We start from the raw sequence: 25,357 nt of genomic DNA, 5'->3' as shown, positions 1-25,357 counted from the left end.
GCCCCAAAGACAAGTATTTTGATAAAAAAGTTGATGAGACTGTAAAGCTCCTAAAAAGATCAATTTTAGGTTCACCCAGTATTTTCTTGAATAAACTGCTCTGCTTTTTCAAAAATTAAAGTTTTTCGTTCATCGGCCATTTTGTCTAGCGACCTTACTAGCATTGACAGCCTAGGATTAGACCCATAAAACCGCTTATTTTTTTCCATGAATCGCCAATACAGTCCATCTACCACGTCGCACCACGGACCTTTTTTATAGTTGCTCATTTTTAAAATATAATTTGATCCACATGTGTAAGGTTTTGTCGACATAAGCCCCCCGTCTGCATAGGTGGCCATTCCAAAAATATTTGGAACCATGACCCATTCCGACGAGTCAATATACATTTCCATAAACCACCTATATATTTCTTTGGGATCTATCTCACAAAGGTTCATCAGATTGCTGATTACCATTAGTCTCGGAATATGATGGCTGTAGCCATATTGAAGAGCGCCCTGAATAGAGTCATCTAGCGGCACCAATCCGGTTGATCCTGAATACCAGCTTTTAGACAGCGTTCTTTTGTGACCCCAGTAATTTTGAGCCAACTGGTAATCCCCCTTCTCTTGATAAACGCCCCGAACGAACTCTCGCCAACCCAGTACTTGTCTTATGAAGCCTTCTAGTGAGTTCAGGGGAATGGAAAACTCTTCTGCATGGCTGAGTAGTTTCTGGATTACCCCTGATGGAGACAGAAGACCAGTGTTCATGGCTGCGCTAAGACAACTATGAAAAAGAAAATTCTTGCCCTCGACCATAGCATCTTCGTATGCGCCAAAGTTGCCTGCCTTCATTTTCAGAAAGTCTTCAAGGTGCTCAGTCGCCGCTTTCCTTGTAACGGGAAACCAGACATTTTCAAGGCTGCCAGGATGACTACCAAAATAATTGTTGATCAAACAACTAACTTCTTCATGGTGGGCTGACTTTTTGTGCTGGGGCGGCGGAGGGATGACAGAGCTTGCGGGTATTTTTTTTCTATTCTCTTCGTCAAAAGACCATTTTCCGCCAAGAGGTTTTTTGTTTGCATCTAATAAAATGTTGAATTTTTTTCTACCCTGTTGATAAAACGATGACATTCTAAAAATTTTCTTTCCTTTTACGGCCAGCTTGAACTCTTCTCTTGAAAACATAAACATAGGCGATTGGTGGGTTACATAAGAAAGACTTTCTTTTTTCAGCTCTCCATAAATAATAGTTTCAAAAGGTTTGTCTTCAATCTCAAAAAAATGGACTGAAGGTGGCTGATGTTTTTTTATGAAGCTTTTTAAGAGCTCGACATAAGGCTGGTTTGCTTTGCGTTCGTCTAATTTAAAGTAATGTACTTTAATATTATTTAGCTGTAGCTCGTCTTTGTACTCTCTCATAGAGCAGAGAAACAAATAGAGTTTTAATTTGTGGTGTTTTTCATAAGAACACAAGCCATGGTCTTCTGCCATGAAGACTTCCTTGCAGCCTAGGTTTTTTAATTCTTGAGGCTCAAACAGCTGATTGCCAAGAATTACAAATAAATTACTTTCCATAGTTTATCCTATCAGATCCGCCCGCCACATGTGTTGTCTGCAGGACTTTAAATACAATCTACAGAGATAAATATATTGATATATCAGATATCGTCCCTGTGCTTAGTGATGATCGTAAACTGCGCACAGCTAAGGTTTTTGTGAAGATATCTAGCCGTTATAATCGCCCAGCCGTCTTTCTAGCAAACCGCCCAACTGGTATGATGTTTTATAAATAGGCATTTTTTGAAAACAACATAGAGAGTGGACTTTCATGTATAAGTACATCGTTGCCCTGCTTGGGTATCAACTGTTAGGCCTGTTTGGGGCGTTCTTAGGTTATTGTATTGGTAGCAGTATTGACCGCGCAAGAAATTATGGGATAGGGGGAGTTAATCCTTTTGGAAATGCGCGCCGCCAAACGGTTTTTCTAGAAACCACTTTTGTGATGATGGGAAAATTAGCTAAAGCTGATGGCCACATTTCTAAAGATGAAGTTAACCATATTGAAGCGCTCATTCAAAAAATTGGGATGAAGGGAGCGCATCGGCAAGCAGCTATTCAGCAGTTTAAGCGCGGCAGCGCCGCCAATGAAGCCGAGATTGAGGCCGTACTAGTCCTATTTTTAGAGACTTGTGGGCAGACCTCGCAGCTAAAGCAGGCGTTGCTCATGTATTTAATAGTTATGGCTTTGGCTGACAATAATTTAGATTTGGCTGAAGAGAAGTTTTTGGAAAAAGTTGCTTTGCGTTTAGGTTATAGCCAGGCTGAATTTAAGAACCTTCTCGAAATGACCCTTAATCAGGGTCGCTTCTCTGAAAATAGCCCAACCTCTGAATCAGGCATAGCGGATGCATACAAAGCTTTAGGCGTGAGCAAGACATGTACTGACCAAGAGCTCAAAAAAGCCTACCGCAAACTTATGAGCCAGCATCATCCAGATAAGCTAATAGGCCAAGGCTTACCGGAAGATATGATTAAGGTGGCCACAGAAAGGGCACAAGAAATTCAATCAGCGTATGATTATCTTAAGGACTATCGCAGCAAGTCAAACCCCACGTAATTTTTTGCCGAGAAGAAACAGGGTGTGATACACACAACTGTCATATGCGGCATTTAAAATAACCGAGATGATTGCGGAGGGCCGAGGCCGTAAAAATCTACTCGCTTAGGGGCACACATGGCGTTTATAGCAAGGCCTAGCCTCTCCACAGCCATCGAGTCTCTGACTTTTAGCAGTGCATCAACAGTAGAAGCAAAAACCTTAAAGGTGTGTTCGACAACAGAGCCAGCATCAGTAACGGCTGTTTTTCTTTGGCTTATTACCCTATTGTAAATAAATTACAAGCAAATGGAGCTTTTGTAGTTGTTGCTCAAAAAATTTGTTTTATAAATTGCTAATACCAACCTATCGGCGGATTGTTCTGCTAAAATTTGACGCTATGGATGTAACGACAATTCTTAACCCGCTAAACGCTGCTCAGCGAGAAGCCGTCACTAGCACCGACAAACACTTGTTGGTATTAGCTGGCGCAGGCAGCGGCAAAACGCGTGTACTGGTTCACCGCATTGCCTGGTTAATTCAGATTGAAAATCATTCGCCCTATAGTATTTTGGCGGTGACTTTTACTAATAAGGCTGCAAAAGAAATGCGAGCCCGCCTGGAAGACATGCTGGGGTCTTCTGTTTCGGGCATGTGGGTAGGTACTTTTCATGGTCTTGCGCATAGATTGTTAAAAATGCATTGGCAAGATGCCGGCCTACCCGAACATTTTCAGATACTAGATAGCGATGACCAGTTAAGACTGGTTAAGCGTGTTTATCAGGCGCTGGGAATAGACGATAGCAAATGGCCATACCGGCAAGCCCAGGGGTTCATCAACAAACAAAAAGACGAAGGGTTACGGTCAAAAAACTTGTCGCCAGCCGAAGACCCCTACCAGAGAATTATGCTGCAAATCTATGTGGCTTATGAGGAAGCGTGCGCAAGATCAGGCATGGTGGACTTTGGGGAGCTGCTTTTGCGGGCACACGAACTTTGGCTAAACAAGCCCGAGCTGCTAGCCCACTATCAACAGCGTTTTGGTCAAATCTTAGTGGATGAATTTCAAGATACAAATGCGATTCAGTATGCTTGGGTCAGGCTGCTAGCAGGGCAGACCGTCAGGCTCACCGCGGTGGGTGACGACGACCAATCTATTTATGGTTGGCGCGGAGCAAAAGTAGAAAATATCTTAAACTTCAATCGCGACTATCCCGAAACTGCTACGGTCAGGCTTGAGCAAAACTATCGTTCAACCAAAAATATTTTATCCGCCGCTAACGCAGTTATTTCTCGTAACACCGATCGATTGGGCAAAAGTCTTTGGACTGAAGAGCTTGAAGGGGAGCCTATTTCTCTTTACTCATCGTTTAACGAACATGATGAGGCCCGTTTTATTGCCGAATGTCTCAATGATTGGGTTAAGACCGGAGGCTTGCGAAGCGAAGCCGCTATTCTATACCGCTCCAATGCACAATCTAGAGTATTAGAAGAAGCCTTATTACGCTCACAGATTCCATATAGAATTTATGGGGGCCAAAAATTCTATGAACGACAAGAAATACGTAATGCCCTAGCTTATTTGCGACTAGTGATCAACCGCAATGATGATGCTGCGTTTGAGCGAGCAGTTAATACCCCCACGCGGGGAATTGGAGACAAGACAGTTCAAGCGCTGAGGCAGCTTGCTCGCGATAAAAGTATAACTATGTGGGCCGCAGCAGACAAAGCTGTTATGGAAAAAAGGTTCTCTAGCCGCGCTAGTAGCGCTGTCCAGTCTTTCATGATCCTAGTTCATAGGCTAGACGAAGACGCCACAGGGCTGGCTTTACCAGAGCAGGTGGATAGCACTATTCTTGGGTCTGGCTTGATTGACTTTCATCGTCAAGAAAAAGGCGATCGGGGCCAATCTAGGGTGGAAAACTTGCAAGAACTGGTAGTTGCATGCCGTAGTTTTGAGCCCGAAGATAAAGAGCAGCCCTCCTTGCCGCAATTCCTTGACCAGGCGGCATTGGATGCTGGGGACAGACAAGCAGACGAAGATGAAGATGCAGTTCAGCTTATGACGCTCCACTCGTCAAAAGGGCTCGAGTTTCCCTTGGTTTTTTTGGCCGGAATGGAAGAAAATTTATTCCCCCATCGAATGTCTGCAGAAGATCCCTCTCGATTAGAAGAAGAGCGGCGCCTAGCATACGTCGGTATCACTCGCGCCATGAAAAAATTATACCTTACCTTTGCAGAATCACGGCAGCAATACGGCACCGAAAGCTATAATAGTGTTTCGCGTTTTGTGCGGGATATCCCTTCCGAACATATTGAGGAGGTGAGGCTAGGAAGACAGGTAGCTCGCCCTACCAGTTATGCAAAAAAAACTGCAAGCAGGTTTAGCGATCAAGGGACAGATACTGGCCTGGCTCTGGGACAGAGAGTGTCACACAAGATTTTTGGCGAAGGCGTTATTTTAAATTTTGAAGGCAACGGCGCTAATGCCAGAATACAGGTGAATTTCTCTCATGCAGGCAGCAAGTGGTTAGTACAGTCTTATGCCAAGCTGGCCCCCATATGAAATTTATACAGAAACACGATGCTTAATAGCGATACACCCCTATGACTACAAACACTTTTTTCCGAAAGATCACTTTATTCTTGATTTGTATATCAGGGCTCATTGGTTGTAGCGGCTCTGAGAAAAATCAACCATTTGATCAGGCTACACAGCGACCCCCAGAAAAAATTTATAAGTGGAAGATGGTAACTACATGGCCAAAAAACCTTCCTGGATTGGGCTTAGCAGCAGAAAATTTTTCTATTTTAGCGAGCAAGATGAGTGGAGGTCGCCTTCAAATTAAGGTGTATGGTGCAGGGCAGCTGGTGCCAGCCCTAGAAACTTTTGATGCGGTCTCTCAAGGGACTGCGGAGATGGGTCACGGCTCCGCATACTACTGGAAGGGAAAAACACAAACGGCCGCCCTGTTTACTACGGTGCCTTTTGGCCTCAATGCGCAAGAAATGAACAGTTGGCTGCATTATGGTGGAGGTATGGAGCTATGGAGAGAGCTATACGAGCCGTTTAATTTAGTGCCGCTGGCTGCAGGAAACACAGGCGTTCAAATGGCAGGATGGTTCAATCGAGAAATTAAAAATCTGGGAGACCTGAAAGGGTTAAAAATGAGGATTCCTGGGATTGGCGGTGAAGTTATTAGTCGTTTAGGCGTAGAGACTGTGAATATTCCAGGTGGCGAACTTTACACTGCAATGCAAACGGGGGTTATTGATGCCACTGAGTGGGTGGGCCCCTACAATGATCTTGCATTAGGATTCCATCAGGTCGCTAAATATTATTATTATCCTGGATGGCAAGAGCCTGGCCCCACCCTTGAGTTAATCATTAATAAGCAGGCTTACGACTCCCTACCTGAAGACTTACGCGCAATTATTGAAGGAGCTGCGCGAGCAATTAATCAAGATATGTTAGATGAGTACACCGCTCGGAACCAGGCGGCATTAGATGTTTTGGTGGATACGCATAATGTGCAACTAAGGCAGCTCCCTGATGACGTATTAGTGGAGTTACATCGCATCACTGACGAGGTGCTAAATAAAATGGTATTGGAGGACTCTAGATTTAAGAAAGCTTACGAGTCTCAAAAGGCGTTTAAGAAACAGATACAAAAATATCATAAGATTTCGGAACAAGCGTATTATCGAGCGCGTGAGCTAAAAACGGCGAAGTAGCTAGAGTGCGACTTCGTGACAGAGATTTATTTTCGCCAGAACATAGGTGTAAGCAGTACTAGTAATGTAAATATTTCAAGCCGCCCCAAGATCATACCGAAACAAAGCACCCATTTTGCAAAAGCATTAATATTTCCATAGTGCTCAGAGACCTCGCCAAGACCAGGGCCCAAATTATTTAAAGAGGCCGCAGCAGCAGACCATGAGCTAGCGTAATCTAGCCCTGAAGCCATCAACAGCAAAAGCATAAAATAAAATACCGCAAGATAAATACCGAAAAAAGCCCAAATACCATCAGAAATAGAATGCGGCACATGCCTGTTCTTAATTTTTACTGGAAAGACTCCGTTTGGATGAATAAGCTTATAGACATGAGACATAATCTGTTTTGCAATTATTAGCAGCCTGCCCACCTTGATGCCCCCTCCAGTAGACCCGGCGCAGGCGCCAAAAAATGAAAAGAATATTAAAAAGAAGGGTAAAAAGCTTGGCCAGCTAGTAAACTTATCTGTCACAAAACCAGTGGTGGTCATAATGGATACAAACTGAAAGACGCCATGGTACATGCTTTCGCTTTGGCTATATGTTCCATTGAAATAGAGGCATAAAGATACCAATATGGCGCCAGCTAAAAGCATCGTTAAATACAGCTTAGCTTCTTGGTTGTGTAGATAGTGAAAAAGAGATTGTCTTATCCACGCATAGTAATGCAGGCCAAAACTTAACCCGGATAAAATCATGAAAACAATACAAATACTGATGATAGCCGGGTTGTTCTCGAAAAACCCCATACTTGCATCATGAGTCGAAAAACCACCTATAGCTACGGTAGAAAAACTATGCGAGAGAGCATCAAAAAAAGTCATACCTGCCGCCCAATAAGCTGTCAGGCAAGCCAGAGTTAGGCATATATAAAGAATAAATAGCACTTTTGCAGTTTCTGTTATGCGAGGGGTAAGCTTGCTGTCGCTTGTTGTTCCGGTTGCCCCTACTCGGTAAAGCTGTACAACGCCAACACCAAGCATTGGCATAACAGCAATAGCTATCACCACTATGCCTATGCCTCCGAGCCACTGTAATTGTTGGCGATAATACAGAATAGATTTTGGAAGAAAATCTAGCCCTGAAAGCACGGTTGCCCCCGTTGTAGTAAGCCCGGACATCGATTCAAATACAGCGTCTGTAAAAGATAAATTAATAACATCAGTGAGATAAAATGGTAGAGCGCCAACAATGCCTAATTCTAGCCAAAACATTACGGTAATTAAGAATCCATCGCGAGTACGAAGTACAACAGTTTTGCGACTAAACGGAAGCCACATGAGCATTCCGATAGAAAAAATAATTGCAAAAGACAAGAAAAAATCTTGGTGCGTAGTCTCGTTATAGATGCTGGCAACTAAAATGGGGGGCAACAAAGTTAGGCTGAATATCATCATCAACATGCCAAGAACTTTTGAAATCATCGAAAAATTCATTATTTTATTATAGCGCCCTTAGCTTTTTATATTGTTGTTTGGCTCTGTATATAAACGTATATGTCTAGTTAGAAGAAATTAAAACCAACCGCAAAGAGTCGTTCAACCTCTCGGGTTTGTTTTTTGTCCACTACAAACAAAATAACATGATCGTTGTTGCGTATTACTGTATCGTGGTGTGCAACTATAACCTCTCCGTCCCTAACGAGGGCTGCTATTGTAACCCCTGAAGGAGCATTAATTTCCCCAACAGTTCGATCCACCACTTTTGATGATTTGTTGTCCCCATGCACAATAATTTCCATGGCTTCAGCGGCACCTCTTCGTAAAGAATTAGCGCTGACAGTGTCTCCTTTTCTGACATGAGCCAGAAGAACGCTGGTTGTTGCCTGCTGAGGTGAAATGGCGATATCAATTTCGCCCCCTTGGATGAGGTTGGCATAAACTGGGTTGTTAATTAGCGTCATAACACTGCGAACACCAAGCCGTTTCGCTAACAGTGAGGCCATAATATTAACCTCGTCATCGTTGGTCAGAGCAAGAAAGACATCTGTTTTATCAATGTTCTCTTCTAGTAACAAATCTTGATCAGCAGCAGAACCATGAAGCACGAGGGTGTCGTTAAGACGCTCAGATATGTACTGACAGCGCTCTTTTGAATATTCGATAATTTTGATGCTATGGTCGTCTTCTAGTGCTCTAGCAACCTGATATCCGATGTTGCCTCCGCCAGCAATAATCAGCCGACGATAGGGGTTATCCAGCCTGCCAAGCTCGCCCATAACTTGGCGAATATTTTGTTTTGCAGCAATAAAAAAAACCTCGTCATCTTCTTCAATGACAGTGTCTCCCTGAGGGATGATGGGTCGATCTTTTCGAAAGATTGCAGCGACTCGAGCATCAGCTTTTGGCATGTGCTCTTTCAGTACCCTCAGTTCTTTTCCAAGCAACGGTCCGCCTTGTTCTACCTTAACAGCAACTAGTTGGGCCAGCCCATTTGCATAATCTAGCACTTGCAAAGCACCGGGCTGTTTAACGAGACGACATATATAGTCCGTGACTACCTGCTCTGGCGAGAGAATAAAATCTACTGGAAAGTTTTTTTCATGAAATAGACGACCATGATATTTTTCGGATGTATAACTAGCGCTTCTTATTCGGGCTATTTTGGTGGGTGTTCGGAACAATGATTGGGCGACCTGACAGGCAACAATGTTCACCTCATCGCTTTTTGTTACAGCGACCAACATGTCTGCATCTTCGATACCTGCTCTCAGTAAAACATCTGGATGTGAGCCCATCCCATGCACAATTCTTATGTCAGCTCGCTCTTGCAACTTCAGGAGTTTTTTCTCATTTAGGTCTACCACTGAAATATCGTTTGACTCCCCTGATAGGTGTTGGGCTAGAGTGTTACCTACTCGACCAGCTCCAATGATTACTATTTTCATAACAGATAGTCCTTAACGCCCATCAATAGCGTGATTTGTGTTATTGGCTTTTTAACACTACTTAATGCATCCATAAACACTATTTACTATAGCTTCAGGGGTTTTTTGTTTTTCCGCAGCCGAGCATAATAAAAACCATCATGGCCCCCGAGCTTTGGAAGCAGCTGACGCCCGCTTGAGGTCTTCGTGCCAATATCAAGATCTATTGTTTCTAAAGCTGCCTCTGGTGTGGAATGAACAAACTTTAAAATTACCATATCATTTTCCTGCGGCAATATAGAACATGTGGCGTATAACAGAATCCCGCCTTCCTTTAGTAGGGGCCAGAGTGCTTTTAGTAGCGCCAATTGCAATATGGCTAGCTTATCAATATCTGTCGGTTTGCGCAGTAGTTTCACATCAGGATGACGACGAATCACTCCTGTAGCCGAACAAGGAGCGTCAAGCAGAATACGATCAAAGGGTTTTCCGTCCCACCAGTCCTGTGTTTCAAGGACATCACAGGCAATCAGTTGAGCCTGCAATCCCAGTCGGTCTAAATTAGATTTTACGCGCTCCAGTCGTTTTTTTGAAACATCAACGGCTGTTACAGTACTACCTTGTGCATATTTTTTTTCAAGCACTTCTAAAATATGACAGGTTTTTCCACCAGGAGCGCAGCAAGCATCAAGAATCCTTTGGCCAGCACTTAAATTAAGTAAATGAGCAGACAATTGTGCTGCTTCATCTTGAACGCTAACAGCGCCATCTAAAAACCCAGGCAACTGTGTTACGTCTAAAGGGCGCCCTAAAGAAATCCCATCACAGCTAACCAGTGTTGCAATAGCAGCAATCTCTGCCTTTTTGAGTAGATTTAGATATTGATTTTGATTGGTTTGGTTCTGATTTACCCTAAGGGTCATGGGCGGCTGTGAATTGCTTGCTTCAATAATTGCATCGAGATGTTCAGGCCACGCTTCTTGCCAGAGCTTAACTAGCCAGTCCGGGTGCGCAGTCTGAAAAACTAAGTTTTTCTCTAAACTTGAATCTAACTGTGTTCGTTCACGCAGAAAACGACGTAATACTGCGTTTACCAATCCTGTCGCCCATGGTTTTTTTAATGCTTTGCATGCATCAGCGGCCTCGTTGACGGCCGCATGGGGAGGAATACGTGTTTCTAATAGTTGATAAATAGAGCACGCGATCACCGCTTCAAGATCTTGATCTTTGTTTTTAAAAGGTTTTTTTAGCAAAATATCCAGATAGGTTAATAGCATAGGGTAATAACGAAGGGTGCCATAACACAGCTGCTGCATCAGGGCGCGATCAGATTCGGCTACTTTTGAGACATAGTGCGGAACCAGCGTACTAAGAGATCCTTCATCGTGAAGTATGCTGGTAATGATATGCACTGCAGCGATGCGAGGATTCACTGATCATCAGCCTTTTGCCCAAAGATGTTACCAGGAGAGAAATAAACTGCTTTGGATCGTAGTACTTCTGATGCTTGTAAGCGGTTTTTTCCAGGCAATTGAAGTTGCGTTATCAGCAGGCTTCCTTGTCCTGTACCTACCTGGATGCCATCATTATTGGTGCTTATTATGGTTCCAGGAATAACAGCTTCACAGGCAATACTGGGTTCTGCGTGCCAAATTCGAACATGCTCGTTGTTTAGAGTGGTGCAAGCAACCTGAGAAGGGTTGAACGCTAAAATTTTTCGAGAGAGTCTTTCGGCTGGCATTGACCAGTCCAAAAAAGCTTCACCTTTAGTAAGCTTTGCTGCGTAAGTACTCAAGGCGCTATCTTGCTTGACCGGAACGCTCTCTCCCCGCGCTATTTTTTCTAGTGTATGCAGTAAAGCGGACGGCCCTATAGCTGACATTTTGTTCTGAAGAGAACCCCCAGTTTCATCAGAGGCTATTTTACATTCTACAAAATTTAGCATATCGCCCGTGTCGAGCCCTGTATCCATTTGCATAATAGTGACGCCGCTTTTGGTGTCTCCTGCCTCTATGGCTCTTTGTATTGGCGCCGCACCTCTCCATCGAGGCAGAAGCGATGCGTGCACATTGACGCAGCCATATTTAGGTATATTCAAAATTTTTGGTGGTAGCAGCAAGCCATAGGCAACAACAACTATTAAATCAGGCCTGAGGCTGGTTAAGATCAGTTGCTGTTCAGGGTCTTTGAGACTTATGGGCTGGTATACCGGCAGCCCCATTATTTCGGCTAAGGTCTTTACTGGGCTAGAGGCGAGCTTTTTCCCTCGACCCGCTGGACGATCTGGTTGCGTATAAACAGCAACAACCTCATGAGCGCTATCATTACCTAAAAGCACCTTGAGGTGTTGGACGGCAAATTCAGGGGTGCCAGCAAATACAATGCGCAATGGTCTCCCCCCCTCGGCTCTCATACTTAACCATTATGATGACGGATTATCTTGACGACGCTGCTTTATCATTTTTTTTTTGAGTCGCTCTTGTTTGAAGGAGGAGAGGTAGTCTACAAACAACCTTCCATTTAGATGATCAATTTCGTGTTGTATACATACGGCTAGCAACCCCTGGGGCTCAAGCTCAAAAGCCTGACCTTCTTTGTTCAGAGCCCTTACGCGAACATTTTCGGGACGATTAACAGTTTCAGTGAATCCAGGAACAGAGAGACACCCCTCTTCAGTTGGGCATGTCGATTGATCTAATACCTCAATTTCTGGATTAACTAATATCAGCGGATCGCCGCCATCCCTCTGTAAGTCGATCACTATTATACGCAAATGAACATTAACTTGTGTGGCGGCTAGACCAACCCCATCAGCCGCATACATTGTTTCCAACATATCACCGATTAGTTTTTTGGCAGCCTCGTCTATCTTTGCAACAGGTTTGGCTACTGTGCGAAGGCGCGCGTCGGGAAATTCAAGAATATTTAGTAATGACATATTGTTTTTAACGAGTTTCTGGCCATTAGGTGTTAACCACTGCTAACATATGCTGCTTTATACAAATAATTAAGGAATTATACACAATGAGTAAGCCATTTGTTGCAATTCTTATGGGTTCGGATTCCGATTTGCCCGTGATGGAGTCATGTATCGAGACTTTGCAAAAATTTGATATTCCCCTTGAGGTTAAAATAGCTTCTGCCCACCGCACTCCTGAAGCAACACACAGTTTTGTCAAAGAGGCAGACAAAAGAGGCTGCGCAGCTTTCATTTGTGCAGCAGGAATGGCTGCACATCTAGCAGGTGCTGTGGCAGCAAATACTCTTCGTCCGGTCATCGGAGTCCCTATTGCCACCTCCATGGATGGCCTTGATTCCCTGCTTTCCACAGTACAGATGCCAGGCGGAATACCTGTTGCCACCGTTGCTATAGGTAAGGCTGGAGCGAAAAATGCAGCTTATTTAGCAATACAAATTATTGCAGTTTCTAACACCAAGCTGCACGAGGCCCTTATTAACGAGCGTGAGGCTAATGCTCAGGCAGTCATTGCAAAAGATGCCGCTCTGCAAGAGAAACTAAAAAACCGTTGAACAATTACTCGCGATGATTCCTCCTGATCGTAACTCTTTTCAAATCATGCAGGCCGCAACCATTCTTAATGCCAATGGTGTTATTGCTTACCCTACTGAGGCTGTTTGGGGGCTTGGGTGCAGCCCTTTTTCTGAAAGCGCCGTTGAGCAGATATTGACCATGAAGCGACGACGACGGGGAATGGGCCTCATTCTCATAGCCAAAGACATTGAGCAATTTCAACCCTTTCTGACTGATATATCATCACAAGAGTTGGACGAATTGCAAGAAAGCTGGCCGGGCCCACAAACATGGCTAGTCCCTAACAATAATGTCGCCCCACCATGGATAACCGGGGGTCGGCTAACACTAGCACTGCGTGTAACCGATCATCCAGTTGCTGCAGCTCTTTGTGCTGAGTTTGATGGACCGCTGGTTTCAACGTCAGCAAATCCTCATGGGCTCCCTCCGGCAAAAAGTAAGCTAAAACTTAATAGCTACTTTCGCACACAACTAGACTACGTGGTACCTGGCATGCTTGGAAAGAGCTCCAACCCTACGTCAATTAAACATTTACAAACGGGTGCAGTTTTACGTTAAAACCAATGGAGTTTTATCAGGCGCGCTGTCGAGACGATACAAAATTTTTTTTAATTCTTAGTTGGCATTAATGTATGACAAACAAAACAGCAGTAAAAGAATACTTGTTAGATTTGCAGAGTCGTATTTGTATCGCCCTGCAGGCCGAGGATTCTAGGGCCTTGTTTCAAGAAGATAAATGGAGCAGAGAAGAAGGCGGCGGGGGCTGCAGTCGGACAATTACTGATGGCGGTGTGTTTGAGAAAGGCGGCGTTAACTTTTCTCATGTCCGCGGCGCAAAACTGCCTGTTTCAGCTACGTCAGCACGCCCAGAATTAGAGGGCAGATCGTTTGAGGCCATGGGGGTTTCTGTAGTTATGCATCCAGAAAATCCATATGTGCCTACCGCGCACGCAAACGTGCGTTTCTTTGTGGCCGAGAAGCCAGGAGAAACACCTGTATGGTGGTTTGGCGGCGGTTACGATTTAACGCCTTATTATGGAAATACTGATGATTGTCAGCATTGGCATCAAATTGCAAAGGAAGCCTGCCAGCCTTTTGGAGAGGATGTCTATCCTCGACTAAAAAAATGGTGCGATGATTACTTTTTTCTCAAACATCGCAACGAGCCGAGAGGCGTAGGAGGCCTTTTTTTCGATGACCTTAACCAGTATGGTTTTGATGATAGCTTTGGATTGATGTCTTCAATAGGCAATAGTTTTTTAGATGCTTATTTGCCAATCGTGCAGCGTAGAAAATTGATACCATGGGGTGATAGAGAAAGGGAATTTCAGCTCTATCGTCGAGGGCGGTATGTTGAATTTAATTTAGTTTATGACAGGGGCACACTGTTTGGTCTGCAAACAGGCGGTCGAGTCGAATCCATCCTGATGTCATTGCCGCCTATGGTCCGATGGGAGTATGACTGGCATCCGCCAAAAAACTCCCCAGAAGCAGAATTGTATGATGTTTACCTGCAACACCGTGATTGGATATGAGCGCTGTTGTAAATATACGTATGTTGAAATTTTTTTTGATTAATTTATTCTGTATTTAAAGCTCTGCAACATAATGGTCTCTAGCCTATGCTTGATAATTACGCTGTTTTTGGCAACCCTGTAGAACATAGCAAGTCCCCAGATATTCATGCTGCCTTTTCTGTGGCGACCGGTGAAAACATTTCCTATAAAAAACAAACAGTGGAAATAGATTGTTTTGCTAAGGCAGCAGATATTTTTTTTTCGTCTGGAGGGAAAGGCCTCAATATCACGGTACCTTTTAAGCTTGATGCATATGACTATGCGGGGAGACTAACCGCTAGAGCTAGGCATGCCGGTGCGGTGAATACGCTTAGTATGCAGAGTGATGGAACAATTTTGGGGGACACAACCGATGGCGCCGGCATAGTCCGAGACCTGATTAGCAATCTTGGATGGCAAATAAAGGGTAAAAAAATCCTTGTGCTTGGTGCCGGAGGTGCGGTGAGGGGAATGCTTGAGCCGCTGCTTGAATTATTGCCGCAGCACGTAGTAATTGCTAATCGTACTATTGAAAAAGCATTGCAGCTGTCTAAAGCTTTTGCTGAGATGGGATATTTGTTGGGCTGTGACTTTCACATGCTGGAAGGCCAACAGTTTGATTTAGTGGTCAACGGGACAAGTGCCACCTTGTCAGGGGAGCTCCCGCCGCTACCTAAGGCTTTATTGGCAAAAGATGCAGCCTGTTATGACATGATGTATGGTTCAGAGCAGCCTATATTTTTGGATTGGGCCCAAAAAAATGGCGCGATAGAAATTTCGGATGGCCTAGGCATGCTGGTGGAGCAAGCGGCAGAATCTTTTTATATATGGCGAGGGGTCAGACCGGAAACTCAGTCAGTAATTGCCAAACTAAGAAATCAAATATGACCTGTAGTCATGCGTTGCAGCAAAAATATTTGCGAATAGCCAGCGTGCCAGCTTAGCCATTATTATTTAGACCATGTTTTATCTCTTTTAGATACTGATCTTTGAGCAGCACATAATTGGCCGGAGAGTAAACAAAAAAGGCGCGTTCTTTTTCTGTTGTTTGGCGCAACAAACGGCACGGACTGCCGACATAAATATTTCCGCTCTCTAGTTTTTTCCCAGGAGGCACCACTGTCCCTGCTCCGATAATAACCTCGTCTTCTATCACGGCTCCATCGTTCACAATAGCACCGTTGCCGACTAGAATTCGACTTCCTATTGTACAGCCATGCAGTATTGCCCCGTGGCCAATGATAACATCGTCACCCACCGTCAAGGGCCATCCTTTAGGGTTGAAAGCGCTTACATGTGTAATATGTAGAACAGCGTTATCTTGAATGTTAGATCGGTTGCCTATAATTATTTTATGCATATCACCGCGAATTACTGCCCCTGGCCATACAGAAGCATCATCACCCAGTGTGACGTTTCCAATAACAGTAGCTGCGGGGTCTACATACACCTTTATTCCTAAAACAGGAGTCATTCCTTTATAAGATCGAATATTGTTAGCCATTTAAATTCCATGATAACTAAAGGATAGCGTTATAATAGACCTCTCTTCAGAGGACGCAGATTATTTTATTATATATAAAATAAAATTTTTTGCTTGTTGGGTGATGTCGTTACGCTCTGATAAAAATATTACCGAGATAGGGTTTTTTATGTTTAAAGCTACAAAACGTTTTATTGCTGGCGCTATATGTCCAAGATGTAGCGAAATGGACAAGTTAACAATTTTTAAGGAAGGCGAAGGAGACTATCGGCACTGCGTAAGCTGTGGATTTAAAGATCAAATGTTTTTGCAAAGTGACCCAAAAGAGGTCGAAACCAGAGTTAATATCAGCAAAGAAGAGAAGCTGGCTGAGACCCAAACAGTTAGGCTGGTTGACCCCAAGGAGCTGCATTGATATTATTTTCGAGAAAGACGCATGCTCTTAACGCCGATAATAAACAGAACTTTCAAGATCCGCTGAAGCGGCATGCAGTGTCATTATATTTGATATTTATAATCGATATTGTCTTCAGTTAGAGCAAATTTATATAAACACTGACTATAAACACTAGAGTAGCGCTACCAAAATTTGGTATAATACTGGCTGGTTTTTGAGGGCATTGAGCACAATGAGTGTTTTGAGTGCCAACAACAGCTGAATCTAAACAATCACTTTCATTGGAGATAGGGCGATGTTAAGAAGAGCAAAAATGCTTTTCGCGCTTTTGTTTGCCCCTGTTATAGCACTTGCCATATCAGGCGGGGCAGTAGCAGAAGAAGCTAAGCGTTGGGCAACAAATATGCCCAGAGGTGTAACCTCTGTGAGCAATTCAATTTACGATATTCACATGCTTGTTTTTTGGATAGTCACCGCCACTGGCGTGCTTGTTTTCGCGGTCATGTTTTATTCCATGTACGCACATCGCAAGTCTCGTGGGGCTGTTGCGGCAAATTTTCATGAAAATACCACAGCCGAGATAGTCTGGACTGCTGTTCCTGCAGTTATTCTTATCCTGTTGTGTATTCCTGCTACCACCACAATGCTGGATGTTTATGATACGTCAGAAGCCGAAATAGACATTAAAGTCACTGGTTTGCAGTGGAAGTGGCAGTATGAATACCTAGGGGAAGATATCAAGTTTCTGAGCGAGCTGACTACCCCAGAATCTGAAATTTATAACAGAGCCCCAAAAGGCCAATATTACCATGAAGAGGTCTCAGAGCCTCTCGTGATACCGGTGAACACTAAAGTACGATTTTTAATTACAGGCAATGATGTTATTCATTCTTGGTGGGTTCCTGACTTTGGTGTAAAAAGAGACGCCATTCCTGGATTTGTGAATGATGCAGCGGCAACTGTAACAAAGCCTGGTGTTTATCGAGGGCAATGCACAGAACTGTGTGGTAAAGGCCATGCTTTCATGCCGATTGTGGTCAATGTGCTTGAAAAAGAAGAATACAAGACCTGGTTGGCTGAAAAGAAAGTTGAGCAGGCCGCCATTCGTGAGCTAACTAATAAAACGTTTACCATGGATGAGCTGATGGAGAAGGGAGAAGTAGCATATAACCGCAGTTGTGCTGGTTGTCACCAGGTTAACGGTCAGGGTATCCCTGGTATCTTTCCCTCACTAGTTGGTCAAGGGATTGCAGTTGGTCCGGTAGAGGCACACATAGATATAATTGTTAATGGTCAAGCTGGAACTGCGATGCAGGCTTTTGGAGACCAACTGTCAGAATTAGATCAGGCAGCAATAATTACTTACGAAAGAAACGCTTGGGGTAACGATGTGGGAGATATAACTCAACCCATCGATGTTTATAATTGGAAAAAAGGTAAATAAGGGAGAGTTTAGTCATGGCACATGGTCCCGCTAAAGGTATAGGTCGCTGGCTATTTACCACGAATCATAAAGATATTGGAACAATGTATCTTTGGTTCAGTTTTGCTATGTTTTTAATGGGTGGTTTCTTTGCAATGGTTATTCGTGCTGAGTTATTTCAACCCGGCATGCAAATTGTAAAGCCAGAATTTTTTAATCAAATGACAACTATGCATGGCCTAGTAATGGTATTTGGTGCCATTATGCCGGCATTTGTTGGGCTAGCTAACTGGATGATTCCGCTACAGATCGGAGCGCCAGATATGGCTTTACCTCGCATGAACAATCTGAGCTTTTGGATTTTGCCTTTTGCTTTCACTTTATTGACAGCGACATTCTTTATGGAAGGCGGGGCTCCTAACTTTGGCTGGACGTTTTATGCCCCCCTCTCAACAACTTATGCCCCCCCTACAGTAAATTACTTTATTTTTGGGGTTCACCTTATGGGCGCATCCTCTATCATGGGTTCTATTAACATTATTGCTACTGTGTTGAATATGCGCGCACCCGGCATGACATTGATGAAAATGCCAATGTTTGTTTGGACGTGGCTAATCACGGCATTCTTATTAATTGCAGTAATGCCCGTATTGGCTGGCGCAGTCACCATGATGTTGATGGATATTAACTTTGGGACTAGTTTCTTTAACGCTGCTGGCGGGGGTGACCCCGTATTATTCCAGCATGTTTTTTGGTTCTTCGGACACCCAGAAGTTTACATCATCATTCTGCCGGCATTTGGTGTGATATCTCATATTATTCCAACCTTCAGCCGCAAGCCTTTGTTTGGTTATAGCTCTATGGTATATGCCACCGCTTCTATCGCGTTCTTATCTTTTATTGTGTGGGCTCACCACATGTTCTTAGTAGGAATGCCTATTGGCGGAGAGCTCTACTTCATGTATGCCACAATGCTGATCGCGGTGCCGACAGCAGCTAAAGTTTTCAACTGGATTTCGACCATGTTTCGTGGGTCATTAACTTTTGAAACACCTATGCTGTATGCCGTAGCTTTTGTGATCTTATTTACGATAGGCGGCTTCACTGGGATCATGTTAGCTATCGCGCCTGCTGATGTGCAGTATCACGATACCTACTTCGTAGTTGCTCACTTTCATTATGTAATGGTTGCTGGTGCAATCTTTTCAAGCACCGCTGCAGTTTATTACTGGCTTCCAAAGTGGACTGGAAAAATGTACAACGAAACTATGGGAAAAGTGCAATTTTGGATTTCGTTCATAGGATTTAATATAACATTTTTTCCTCAGCACTTTATAGGATTAGCTGGGATGCCGCGTCGTTATTCAGATTATGCACTGCAGTTTTCCGACTGGAACATGATCTCCAGTATTGGTGCATTTACTTATGGCGCAGCTCAACTACTATTTTTGTTTAACGTGGTCAGAACTATTCGTTCTGGTACGCCGGTCAGTGAGCCAAAAACCTGGGAAGGTGCGGAAGGACTGGAGTGGACTTTACCTACACCTGTTCCTTACCACACGTTCTCAACTCCGCCGACAATAAAATAATTATAAAGGAGAAAATATGTCGACTAGCCCGGTCAAAAAGACCCTAGTCAAGCTTCTAGTTGGAGCAGCCGGCATGTTTATATTTGCTATTTTTGTCATGCCGCCACTGTATTATGTCTTGTGTGATTTAACCGGCATTGGCGGCAAGACCGGCGGTCGTTATGAGGCTCAAGATGCTTCTGTAGATATTACCCGTAGCATTAAGGTGCAGTTTATTACGACCAACAACGGCTCCATGCCGTGGGACTTCTCTCCTAAAGTTACTGAAATAGTAGTGCACCCTGGAGAGCCTACAGCGGTTGCATTTTATGCAAGAAATCGAACATCAAAGGATATGGTGGCGCAAGCGGTACCAAATGTGTCTCCGTTTAGCGCAACGAAATACTTCCATAAAACAGAGTGCTTTTGTTTCAACGAGCAACCCTTAGATGCGTGGAGTGAAACAGATATGCCTTTAGTGTTTATTGTAGATAAAGATATACCAAAGTCTGTAAACACAATTACATTGTCATACACATTGTTTGATATAACTAACCGTGAAGACCCACCGGTCGCACAACTAAATTGATGAATTTAGCTGCGTTATAACGCAGAAGAAGGAGAAAAATAATGTCAACTGAAGGCAGCTATTACGTTCCAGAGTCCAGCAAACTACCTGTTTTTGCAGCAACAGGGTTAGGGCTAATTGCGCTTGGTGCAGGATCCTGGGTGCAGGGCCAGAGCCCCTGGGTTTTTTTGGCGGGCGCATTAGTGTTGGCATTTACTCTTTACGCTTGGTTTGCCCTGGTAATAAAAGAAAATATTGCAGGGATGAACAGCGATCAGCTAAAGCGCTCTTATGTTTGGGGCATGGGCTGGTTTATTTTTTCTGAAGCAATGTTTTTTGCCGTATTTTTTGGCTCACTATATTATATTCGTGCGCTAGTACTACCTTGGCTAGGCGGGGAGGCAACAGAAAATGAACTGTTATGGGCTGGATTTGAGCCAACTTGGCCTCTCATGGTAACACCTGATCAGGCTGCAAATGGTGACGCTGCTCAATTTTTAGGTCCAGAGCAGAATATGAGTTTTCCTGGCTGGGATAAAATCTTACATTGGCTCCCATTGTGGAACACAATTATTCTACTAAGCTCTAGTGTTACTGTACATATTGCGCATACAGGGATTAAAAATAATGACCGCAAGAAGTTTAACTTGTGGCTAGGTATTACAGTTTTCTTGGGTATAATTTTTCTGATCCTTCAGGCAGAAGAGTATATTGAAGCATATAACCATATGGGCCTGACTCTGTCTTCGGGTATATATGGCACCACCTTTTTTATGTTGACAGGATTCCATGGTGCGCATGTGACATTTGGGACAATTATGTTGTTTGTGCAATGGGTGCGAGGCCTTAAAGGACACTTTAACGATAAAGATCAATTTGGTTTTGAGGCGGCATCTTGGTATTGGCATTTCGTTGACGTTGTGTGGGTGGGCTTGTTTTTATTCGTGTATATTCTGGCTTAGCATAAGGTTGACGCTAAACCGACAGAAAGCGGTCAGGAATCTCCTGACCGTTTTTAGTTTAAAGAAAAGTAAGTATATTTAATGTGTCTAGGGTTTTGGTTTTGGGGAGAGAACACGCTCCGGATGTAGTTGTTTGTCCCACGGGGCCTTACTGCCAAGCTGTCCTGAATAGATTCCCCAGGTAATTGTTGCCACTAACGCTACAGCGAGAAAAATACGAACCCCTAAAGCGTAAAGTGTTCTCTTTCGGGTGTTTCCAACATCTTTCATTAGGAAGACTAATGCGCTACTAAGGCTCACGATAATACCTATAAATAATAAGACGATAATAAATTTTAGAAGCACGGACATTCCTTTTTGGACGTGAAAATAATGAATATGATTATAGCTTATTCCGCCTATATTCTAAAATCGGCAGCACCAGAACTTAGCAGCCACTATAAAGTAATTTGTTGTTAGCAAAAAGGCTACGTGATGACGCTACAAACTGATAAAAATCAAATGAAGCTCCGTTTTCAATGGGAGTTGAATTGGAAAATCATGCTGTTTACAGCATTTTTTTTACCAGTCACTATAAGCCTTGCATTCTGGCAGGTTGATAGGGCTGATGAGAAGCGCCAGCTACTAGATATGTACAAGTATCGTGCTGAGGCTCAGCCGGTTCCAATTTCTTCTGTACAGAAGATCTACTTTAATCAAAACACCGAAGTAGACCATTTGGGTTATGTGAGAGTAGAGGTGAATGGACAGTATAATCACAGCTCCACTTTGTTGTTGGATAATCGCGTGCGTGGCGGACGTCCAGGATATGAAGTGATCAGCCCTTTTCAAACAACCGCAGGCTATTCCATTTTAGTTAATCGTGGCTGGATTCCTGCAGATTTAGACCGTAGAATTTTGCCTGAAATACCAAGTATTTCAGGGAATGTCAGCCTAGTTGGCTATTTGTACCGCTCTCCAGGAAAACAGATTATGCTGGGCGAAGACCCATGGGTTAAAGGAGAAAGTCGAATTGTTATACAAAGCCTGGATCCCGAAATTATCTCCAACAAACTAGGAAATGAATTTTACGACTACAGCCTTAGATTGGATGCAGGAGAGACAGGAGCGTTGATGACGGGGTGGTTTGTGGTAAATGTTCAGCCAGGAAAACATACAGGTTACGCCTACCAGTGGGGAGCCTTGGCGCTGGCTCTAATAATCCTAGCAATTTTCGCTAATTCTAACCTTGGGCTTTTTATCAGCTCTAGGCGTAAATAATTATTATTGTTCAAGTGGGGAAAAATGGTGAAGCAAAGGAATACAAAAAATCAATGGCAGGTTTGGTTTATGATACTAATGCTGGGAGGCGTTATTATCGCAGGGTTCTTGATATACCCGAAGACGGAAGACCAGCGGAATCTATTGCTAGAAAAATTAGGGACCACTAATTATGGAGATTTTGTGGTGCCTCCAGCGCCAATAGCGGGCTTAAATTTTAAAAATGATGAAGACGATGCGTGGACTTTAGCAGATCAAAAACCTAAGTGGAGAATGATTATTGCTGGCGATGGAGAATGTGTAGATCGCTGCAGAGAGTTAATTTATTTAACTCGACAGATTCATATCAGTCTAGGGAAATATAGTCGTCGATTCGAGCGATTGTACCTTGCCTTGGATCAACAGCTCGTCGATGAGACTTCTGCATATTTAAAACTGAACCACCCTTTTCTAAAAGTTATATATGGCAGTAGAGAAGAATTTGAGATGCTGTTGAAGAATACAAATACTCCTTTTGGTTCAAAAAATCCAGAGCTCCTTCGAGCATACTTGGTTGATCAGCAAGGGCTGGTAATGATGTCTTATAGCTTAGCCAACAAAGGAAATGAAATCATAGAAGATATTGAACACCTAATGAAATATTCTGCCCAGTAACTTATGGTTGGCAACTTACCAACTACACACCCTTTGATGGCCTGAGAGTATAAAACTAGTGTTAATTTTTTATGCCAAAAACTCTCGCAAACCGGGATTTTTATTAGCATTTTTGTCTACAGCCCTTGCTTTGATAGTTGCGGCTCTCGGGGTATATAGTCGTTTTACAGACACCGGATTTGATTGCTCAGGATGGTTGGATTGTGATGGCGGTTTTTCTGTTATGCACGAAAATACACTCGAGGTATTCAAACACTACTTTAGTGCGGGCGGCTGGACAGAGGTAACGCATCAGTTGCTGTCTGCTGTGTTGACGCTCTTAGTCATCTGGTTGGCTGTCAATTCATGGCGTCTTCGCGAAGATGACAGCTACCCCTTTAGGCTGCCAACGTTTATTTTATTTTTAGCTGTATGGCAATCTATGCTGGGTATGTGGTCTGTTGATTTGGTTCTTTGGCCTCAGGCAGCACTAATCCACTTGTTAGGCGGCATAGTTATTTGCGCGTTGCTTTGGTTGCTAGCCTTAAGGCTTGATGGCACGTATTGGCTAGCGTCAAAAGAAATTATCTCTAGATTAGATCAAATTAAACCATGGATAACTTTAGCCATTATAATAGTTGTAATAGAGATTGCCTTGGGTGGCTGGACAAGCGTAAAGTTTGCTGCCTTTGCATGCCCAGATTTTCCATCTTGTCAAAATGCATGGTGGCCAGAAATGAACCTACAAGAGGGTTTTAATTTAGTCCAACCTCTTGGGATCGAGGCCTTAGAAAGCAAGGCTCGTGTGGCAGTAAATGTTGTCCACAGACTGGGAGCTTTGATTACAACAGTTTATTTATTGAGCTTGTCGGCTTTCTTATTAGCAGTACTTGATTATCGCGTGCAGCGTATGGGCTATGTTCTAGCCGCCGTTTTGTTTGGGCAGGTAATTTTTGTTATTGGCGCTGGGTATGTTCGTGACTCAGCTGTTTCAACAATAATGCATCATTTGGGAAGTATGCTGATATTATTGATACTGATAAGTCTTGCAAGCAGAGTGGCGCACGCTAAGCAAAAATAACACTAATTGAGGTTTGGGATAATGAAAACAGCAATGTCGGAGGTAGAAAAAGCCAGCCTAGATGATTATCTGGAGCTGACAAAACCAAGGGTTGTTGCGCTAATGATCCTAACATCAGTCATAGGGATGTTTCTTTCTGTACCCGGCATGGTTCCTTTTAATGCGCTGATCTTGGGTAATATTGGTATTGCTCTTTGTGCTGGGTCCGCCGCCGTTATCAATCATGTAGTAGATCGAAAAATTGATCTTAAAATGGCTAGAACATTGAACCGCCCTGTTGCCAAAGGAAGAGTGCAGCCCCGCCAAGCACTGTTTTTCTCTGCAATTTTGGGCTCGGCAGGCATGGCTATTTTATTAATTTTTATTAATGCGCTCACAGCATGGCTTACACTAGCCTCGTTGTTTGGTTATGCAGTGGTTTACACCTCTTATCTTAAGCGCGCCACTCCTCAAAATATTGTCATAGGCGGCTTAGCCGGAGCGGTGCCGCCGCTACTAGGTTGGACCGCCGTAACAGGAGAAGTGCATGGCCATGCCTTGCTCTTGGTGTTGATTATTTTTGCTTGGACTCCACCGCATTTTTGGGCCCTTGCTGTGCATCGTAAAGACGAATATGCTAAGGCAGAGATTCCTATGTTGCCGGTAACCCATGGCGAAAAATATACAAAACAAAGTATCTTGCTGTACACCGTTATCATGCTCCTTGTTACCTTGCTCCCTTTCGCAACAGGGATGAGTGGCTGGCTTTATCTTTTAGGGGCGCTAGCTTTGGGTGCTGGATTTTTGTATTGGGCGATCACAATGATGATTGGTAAAAAACCTGACGCAGGTATGGATACGTTCAGATACTCTATAGTTTATCTAATGGCGCTATTTATTATTATGCTGATAGATCATTATTTTATTTAAAATTTACTTTGATTTCGAGAAGAGGCTTGTATTTTTAAGTCTTAGTGTTGAGCTATAAAGATAAGGATGCAATTGTTATGGTTGGGCAAAAAAATAGCCGCGGTATTCGATTTACTTTGTTGGGGATATCCGTATTTATTGCATTAGTGATGCTTGGATTCCTTAATAAAATCAATCAGCCGCGTATTTTAAGCCCGCAAGAGTTAATGAGTTATGGGGCAGTGTTGCTTGATACTCCGCGGAAATTTAGTGAGTTTGAATTAACGGACCATCATGGAGAGTTATTTACCTCAGCTCAGTTGAAGGGCAAGTGGAGCTTGCTTTTTTTTGGCTTCACTCATTGTCCGGACATTTGCCCCACCACAATGGCTACTGCAGCAAAACTTTATGAATCCTTGTCATTTGAAGATAAAGGCAAATTGCAAGTCGTTATGATTTCTTTAGATCCAGAAAGAGATACTACAGAAAAACTTTTTCAATATGTGCCCTATTTCAATAAAGAATTTATAGGAGTAACAGGGAACAAGCACGTATTGATGAGTCTGGGCGTGCAGCTAAACATTCCTTACTCTAGAGTTTCTTTGAAGGAAGACGACTATACGATCGACCATAGCGGTAATTTTGTGATCATCAATCCCTACGGCGATTACCATGGATTTTTCAGACCACCATTTAATGTAGATAAAATGCAAGTTTCCTTGAAGTCGATAATGGCAACGCTGGACTAGTAGCGAA

General features: G+C 43.4%; 25 protein-coding genes. 17 read left to right on the top strand and 8 right to left on the bottom strand.

Annotation, left to right across the window (positions count from 1 at the left end):
- Positions 1–71: 71 nt before the first annotated feature.
- A complete protein-coding gene (locus ABXT41_RS06915; protein ID WP_415390772.1) occupies positions 72–1,565 on the bottom strand; it encodes a cryptochrome/photolyase family protein in 1,494 nt (497 codons plus the stop codon).
- Positions 1,566–1,818: 253 nt separating this feature from the next.
- Here ABXT41_RS06915 and djlA point away from each other — a divergent pair, with 253 nt between their 5' ends.
- From djlA to ABXT41_RS06900, 3 genes are all read left to right on the top strand, one after another.
- The gene (djlA, locus tag ABXT41_RS06910; protein WP_415390771.1) at positions 1,819–2,607 is read left to right on the top strand and encodes a co-chaperone DjlA; all 789 of its coding nucleotides are present in this window, start codon (positions 1,819–1,821) and stop codon (positions 2,605–2,607) included.
- A 379-nt stretch (positions 2,608–2,986) separates the two neighbouring features.
- Positions 2,987–5,152, top strand: a complete 2,166-nt coding sequence (gene uvrD / locus ABXT41_RS06905) for a DNA helicase II (protein WP_415390770.1) — start codon at positions 2,987–2,989, stop codon at positions 5,150–5,152.
- A 41-nt stretch (positions 5,153–5,193) separates the two neighbouring features.
- Positions 5,194–6,321: a TRAP transporter substrate-binding protein gene (locus ABXT41_RS06900; RefSeq protein ID WP_415390769.1), complete on the top strand. Its 1,128-nt coding sequence runs from the start codon at positions 5,194–5,196 to the stop codon at positions 6,319–6,321.
- A 26-nt stretch (positions 6,322–6,347) separates the two neighbouring features.
- Here ABXT41_RS06900 and ABXT41_RS06895 read toward each other — a convergent pair whose 3' ends face one another.
- The 5 genes from ABXT41_RS06895 to def form a co-directional block, all read right to left on the bottom strand.
- Positions 6,348–7,799, bottom strand: a complete 1,452-nt coding sequence (locus tag ABXT41_RS06895) for a TrkH family potassium uptake protein (RefSeq protein ID WP_415390768.1) — start codon at positions 7,797–7,799, stop codon at positions 6,348–6,350.
- A 68-nt stretch (positions 7,800–7,867) separates the two neighbouring features.
- Positions 7,868–9,250: a Trk system potassium transporter TrkA gene (gene trkA, locus ABXT41_RS06890; RefSeq protein ID WP_415390767.1), complete on the bottom strand. Its 1,383-nt coding sequence runs from the start codon at positions 9,248–9,250 to the stop codon at positions 7,868–7,870.
- Between the two features lie 86 nt (positions 9,251–9,336).
- Positions 9,337–10,662: a 16S rRNA (cytosine(967)-C(5))-methyltransferase RsmB gene (gene rsmB / locus ABXT41_RS06885; protein WP_415390766.1), complete on the bottom strand. Its 1,326-nt coding sequence runs from the start codon at positions 10,660–10,662 to the stop codon at positions 9,337–9,339.
- On the bottom strand, positions 10,659–11,618 hold the full coding sequence (fmt, locus tag ABXT41_RS06880) for a methionyl-tRNA formyltransferase (RefSeq protein WP_415390765.1): 960 nt from the start codon (positions 11,616–11,618) through the stop codon (positions 10,659–10,661). Before fmt ends, rsmB begins: the two co-directional genes overlap by 4 nt.
- 33 nt (positions 11,619–11,651) lie before the next feature.
- Positions 11,652–12,167, bottom strand: coding sequence for a peptide deformylase (gene def / locus ABXT41_RS06875; RefSeq protein WP_415390764.1), 516 nt, complete (start codon positions 12,165–12,167; stop codon positions 11,652–11,654).
- An 86-nt stretch (positions 12,168–12,253) separates the two neighbouring features.
- Here def and purE point away from each other — a divergent pair, with 86 nt between their 5' ends.
- The 4 genes from purE (at position 12,254) to aroE (ending at position 15,226) form a co-directional block, all read left to right on the top strand.
- Complete coding sequence (purE, locus tag ABXT41_RS06870) at positions 12,254–12,760, top strand: 5-(carboxyamino)imidazole ribonucleotide mutase (RefSeq protein ID WP_415390763.1); 507 nt, start codon at positions 12,254–12,256, stop codon at positions 12,758–12,760.
- A 13-nt stretch (positions 12,761–12,773) separates the two neighbouring features.
- A complete protein-coding gene (locus tag ABXT41_RS06865; RefSeq protein WP_415390762.1) occupies positions 12,774–13,340 on the top strand; it encodes an L-threonylcarbamoyladenylate synthase in 567 nt (188 codons plus the stop codon).
- A 74-nt stretch (positions 13,341–13,414) separates the two neighbouring features.
- The gene (gene hemF, locus ABXT41_RS06860; RefSeq protein WP_415390761.1) at positions 13,415–14,317 is read left to right on the top strand and encodes an oxygen-dependent coproporphyrinogen oxidase; all 903 of its coding nucleotides are present in this window, start codon (positions 13,415–13,417) and stop codon (positions 14,315–14,317) included.
- Between the two features lie 87 nt (positions 14,318–14,404).
- Positions 14,405–15,226: a shikimate dehydrogenase gene (aroE, locus tag ABXT41_RS06855; protein ID WP_415390760.1), complete on the top strand. Its 822-nt coding sequence runs from the start codon at positions 14,405–14,407 to the stop codon at positions 15,224–15,226.
- A gap of 52 nt (positions 15,227–15,278) precedes the next feature.
- On the opposite strand, the gene ABXT41_RS06850 is transcribed toward aroE, so the two are convergent.
- The gene (locus ABXT41_RS06850) at positions 15,279–15,842 is read right to left on the bottom strand and encodes a gamma carbonic anhydrase family protein (RefSeq protein WP_415390759.1); all 564 of its coding nucleotides are present in this window, start codon (positions 15,840–15,842) and stop codon (positions 15,279–15,281) included.
- A gap of 103 nt (positions 15,843–15,945) precedes the next feature.
- Between ABXT41_RS06850 and ABXT41_RS06845 the strand changes: the two genes are divergently transcribed.
- The 5 genes from ABXT41_RS06845 to ABXT41_RS06825 all read left to right on the top strand — a co-directional run bounded on the left by ABXT41_RS06845 (position 15,946) and on the right by ABXT41_RS06825 (position 20,739).
- Positions 15,946–16,236, top strand: coding sequence for a YheV family putative zinc ribbon protein (locus ABXT41_RS06845; protein WP_415390758.1), 291 nt, complete (start codon positions 15,946–15,948; stop codon positions 16,234–16,236).
- Positions 16,237–16,531: 295 nt separating this feature from the next.
- Positions 16,532–17,662, top strand: a complete 1,131-nt coding sequence (gene coxB / locus ABXT41_RS06840) for a cytochrome c oxidase subunit II (protein ID WP_415390757.1) — start codon at positions 16,532–16,534, stop codon at positions 17,660–17,662.
- Between the two features lie 14 nt (positions 17,663–17,676).
- Entirely contained in the window at positions 17,677–19,230 is a 1,554-nt protein-coding gene (gene ctaD, locus ABXT41_RS06835; RefSeq protein WP_415390756.1) for a cytochrome c oxidase subunit I, read from the top strand.
- A 16-nt stretch (positions 19,231–19,246) separates the two neighbouring features.
- Positions 19,247–19,798, top strand: coding sequence for a cytochrome c oxidase assembly protein (locus tag ABXT41_RS06830; RefSeq protein ID WP_415390755.1), 552 nt, complete (start codon positions 19,247–19,249; stop codon positions 19,796–19,798).
- 41 nt (positions 19,799–19,839) lie between these two features.
- On the top strand, positions 19,840–20,739 hold the full coding sequence (locus ABXT41_RS06825) for a cytochrome c oxidase subunit 3 (RefSeq protein WP_415390754.1): 900 nt from the start codon (positions 19,840–19,842) through the stop codon (positions 20,737–20,739).
- A gap of 87 nt (positions 20,740–20,826) precedes the next feature.
- On the opposite strand, the gene ABXT41_RS06820 is transcribed toward ABXT41_RS06825, so the two are convergent.
- Positions 20,827–21,084, bottom strand: coding sequence for a DUF2909 domain-containing protein (locus ABXT41_RS06820; protein ID WP_415390753.1), 258 nt, complete (start codon positions 21,082–21,084; stop codon positions 20,827–20,829).
- A 129-nt stretch (positions 21,085–21,213) separates the two neighbouring features.
- Between ABXT41_RS06820 and ABXT41_RS06815 the strand changes: the two genes are divergently transcribed.
- The 5 genes from ABXT41_RS06815 (at position 21,214) to ABXT41_RS06795 (ending at position 25,350) form a co-directional block, all read left to right on the top strand.
- On the top strand, positions 21,214–21,999 hold the full coding sequence (locus ABXT41_RS06815) for an SURF1 family protein (RefSeq protein WP_415390752.1): 786 nt from the start codon (positions 21,214–21,216) through the stop codon (positions 21,997–21,999).
- A gap of 69 nt (positions 22,000–22,068) precedes the next feature.
- The gene (locus ABXT41_RS06810) at positions 22,069–22,653 is read left to right on the top strand and encodes a hypothetical protein (RefSeq protein ID WP_415390751.1); all 585 of its coding nucleotides are present in this window, start codon (positions 22,069–22,071) and stop codon (positions 22,651–22,653) included.
- 112 nt (positions 22,654–22,765) lie between these two features.
- Positions 22,766–23,713: a COX15/CtaA family protein gene (locus ABXT41_RS06805; RefSeq protein ID WP_415390750.1), complete on the top strand. Its 948-nt coding sequence runs from the start codon at positions 22,766–22,768 to the stop codon at positions 23,711–23,713.
- Positions 23,714–23,734: 21 nt separating this feature from the next.
- Positions 23,735–24,622, top strand: coding sequence for a heme o synthase (gene cyoE, locus ABXT41_RS06800; protein WP_415390749.1), 888 nt, complete (start codon positions 23,735–23,737; stop codon positions 24,620–24,622).
- Between the two features lie 47 nt (positions 24,623–24,669).
- Entirely contained in the window at positions 24,670–25,350 is a 681-nt protein-coding gene (locus tag ABXT41_RS06795) for an SCO family protein (RefSeq protein ID WP_415390748.1), read from the top strand.
- Positions 25,351–25,357 lie beyond the last annotated feature (7 nt).

It is taken from the genome of Porticoccus sp. Uisw_050_02 (genome assembly GCF_047729555.1).
Classification (GTDB): Bacteria; Pseudomonadota; Gammaproteobacteria; order Pseudomonadales; family Porticoccaceae; genus Porticoccus.
This window is presented reverse-complemented; position numbering and strand designations above follow the sequence as displayed.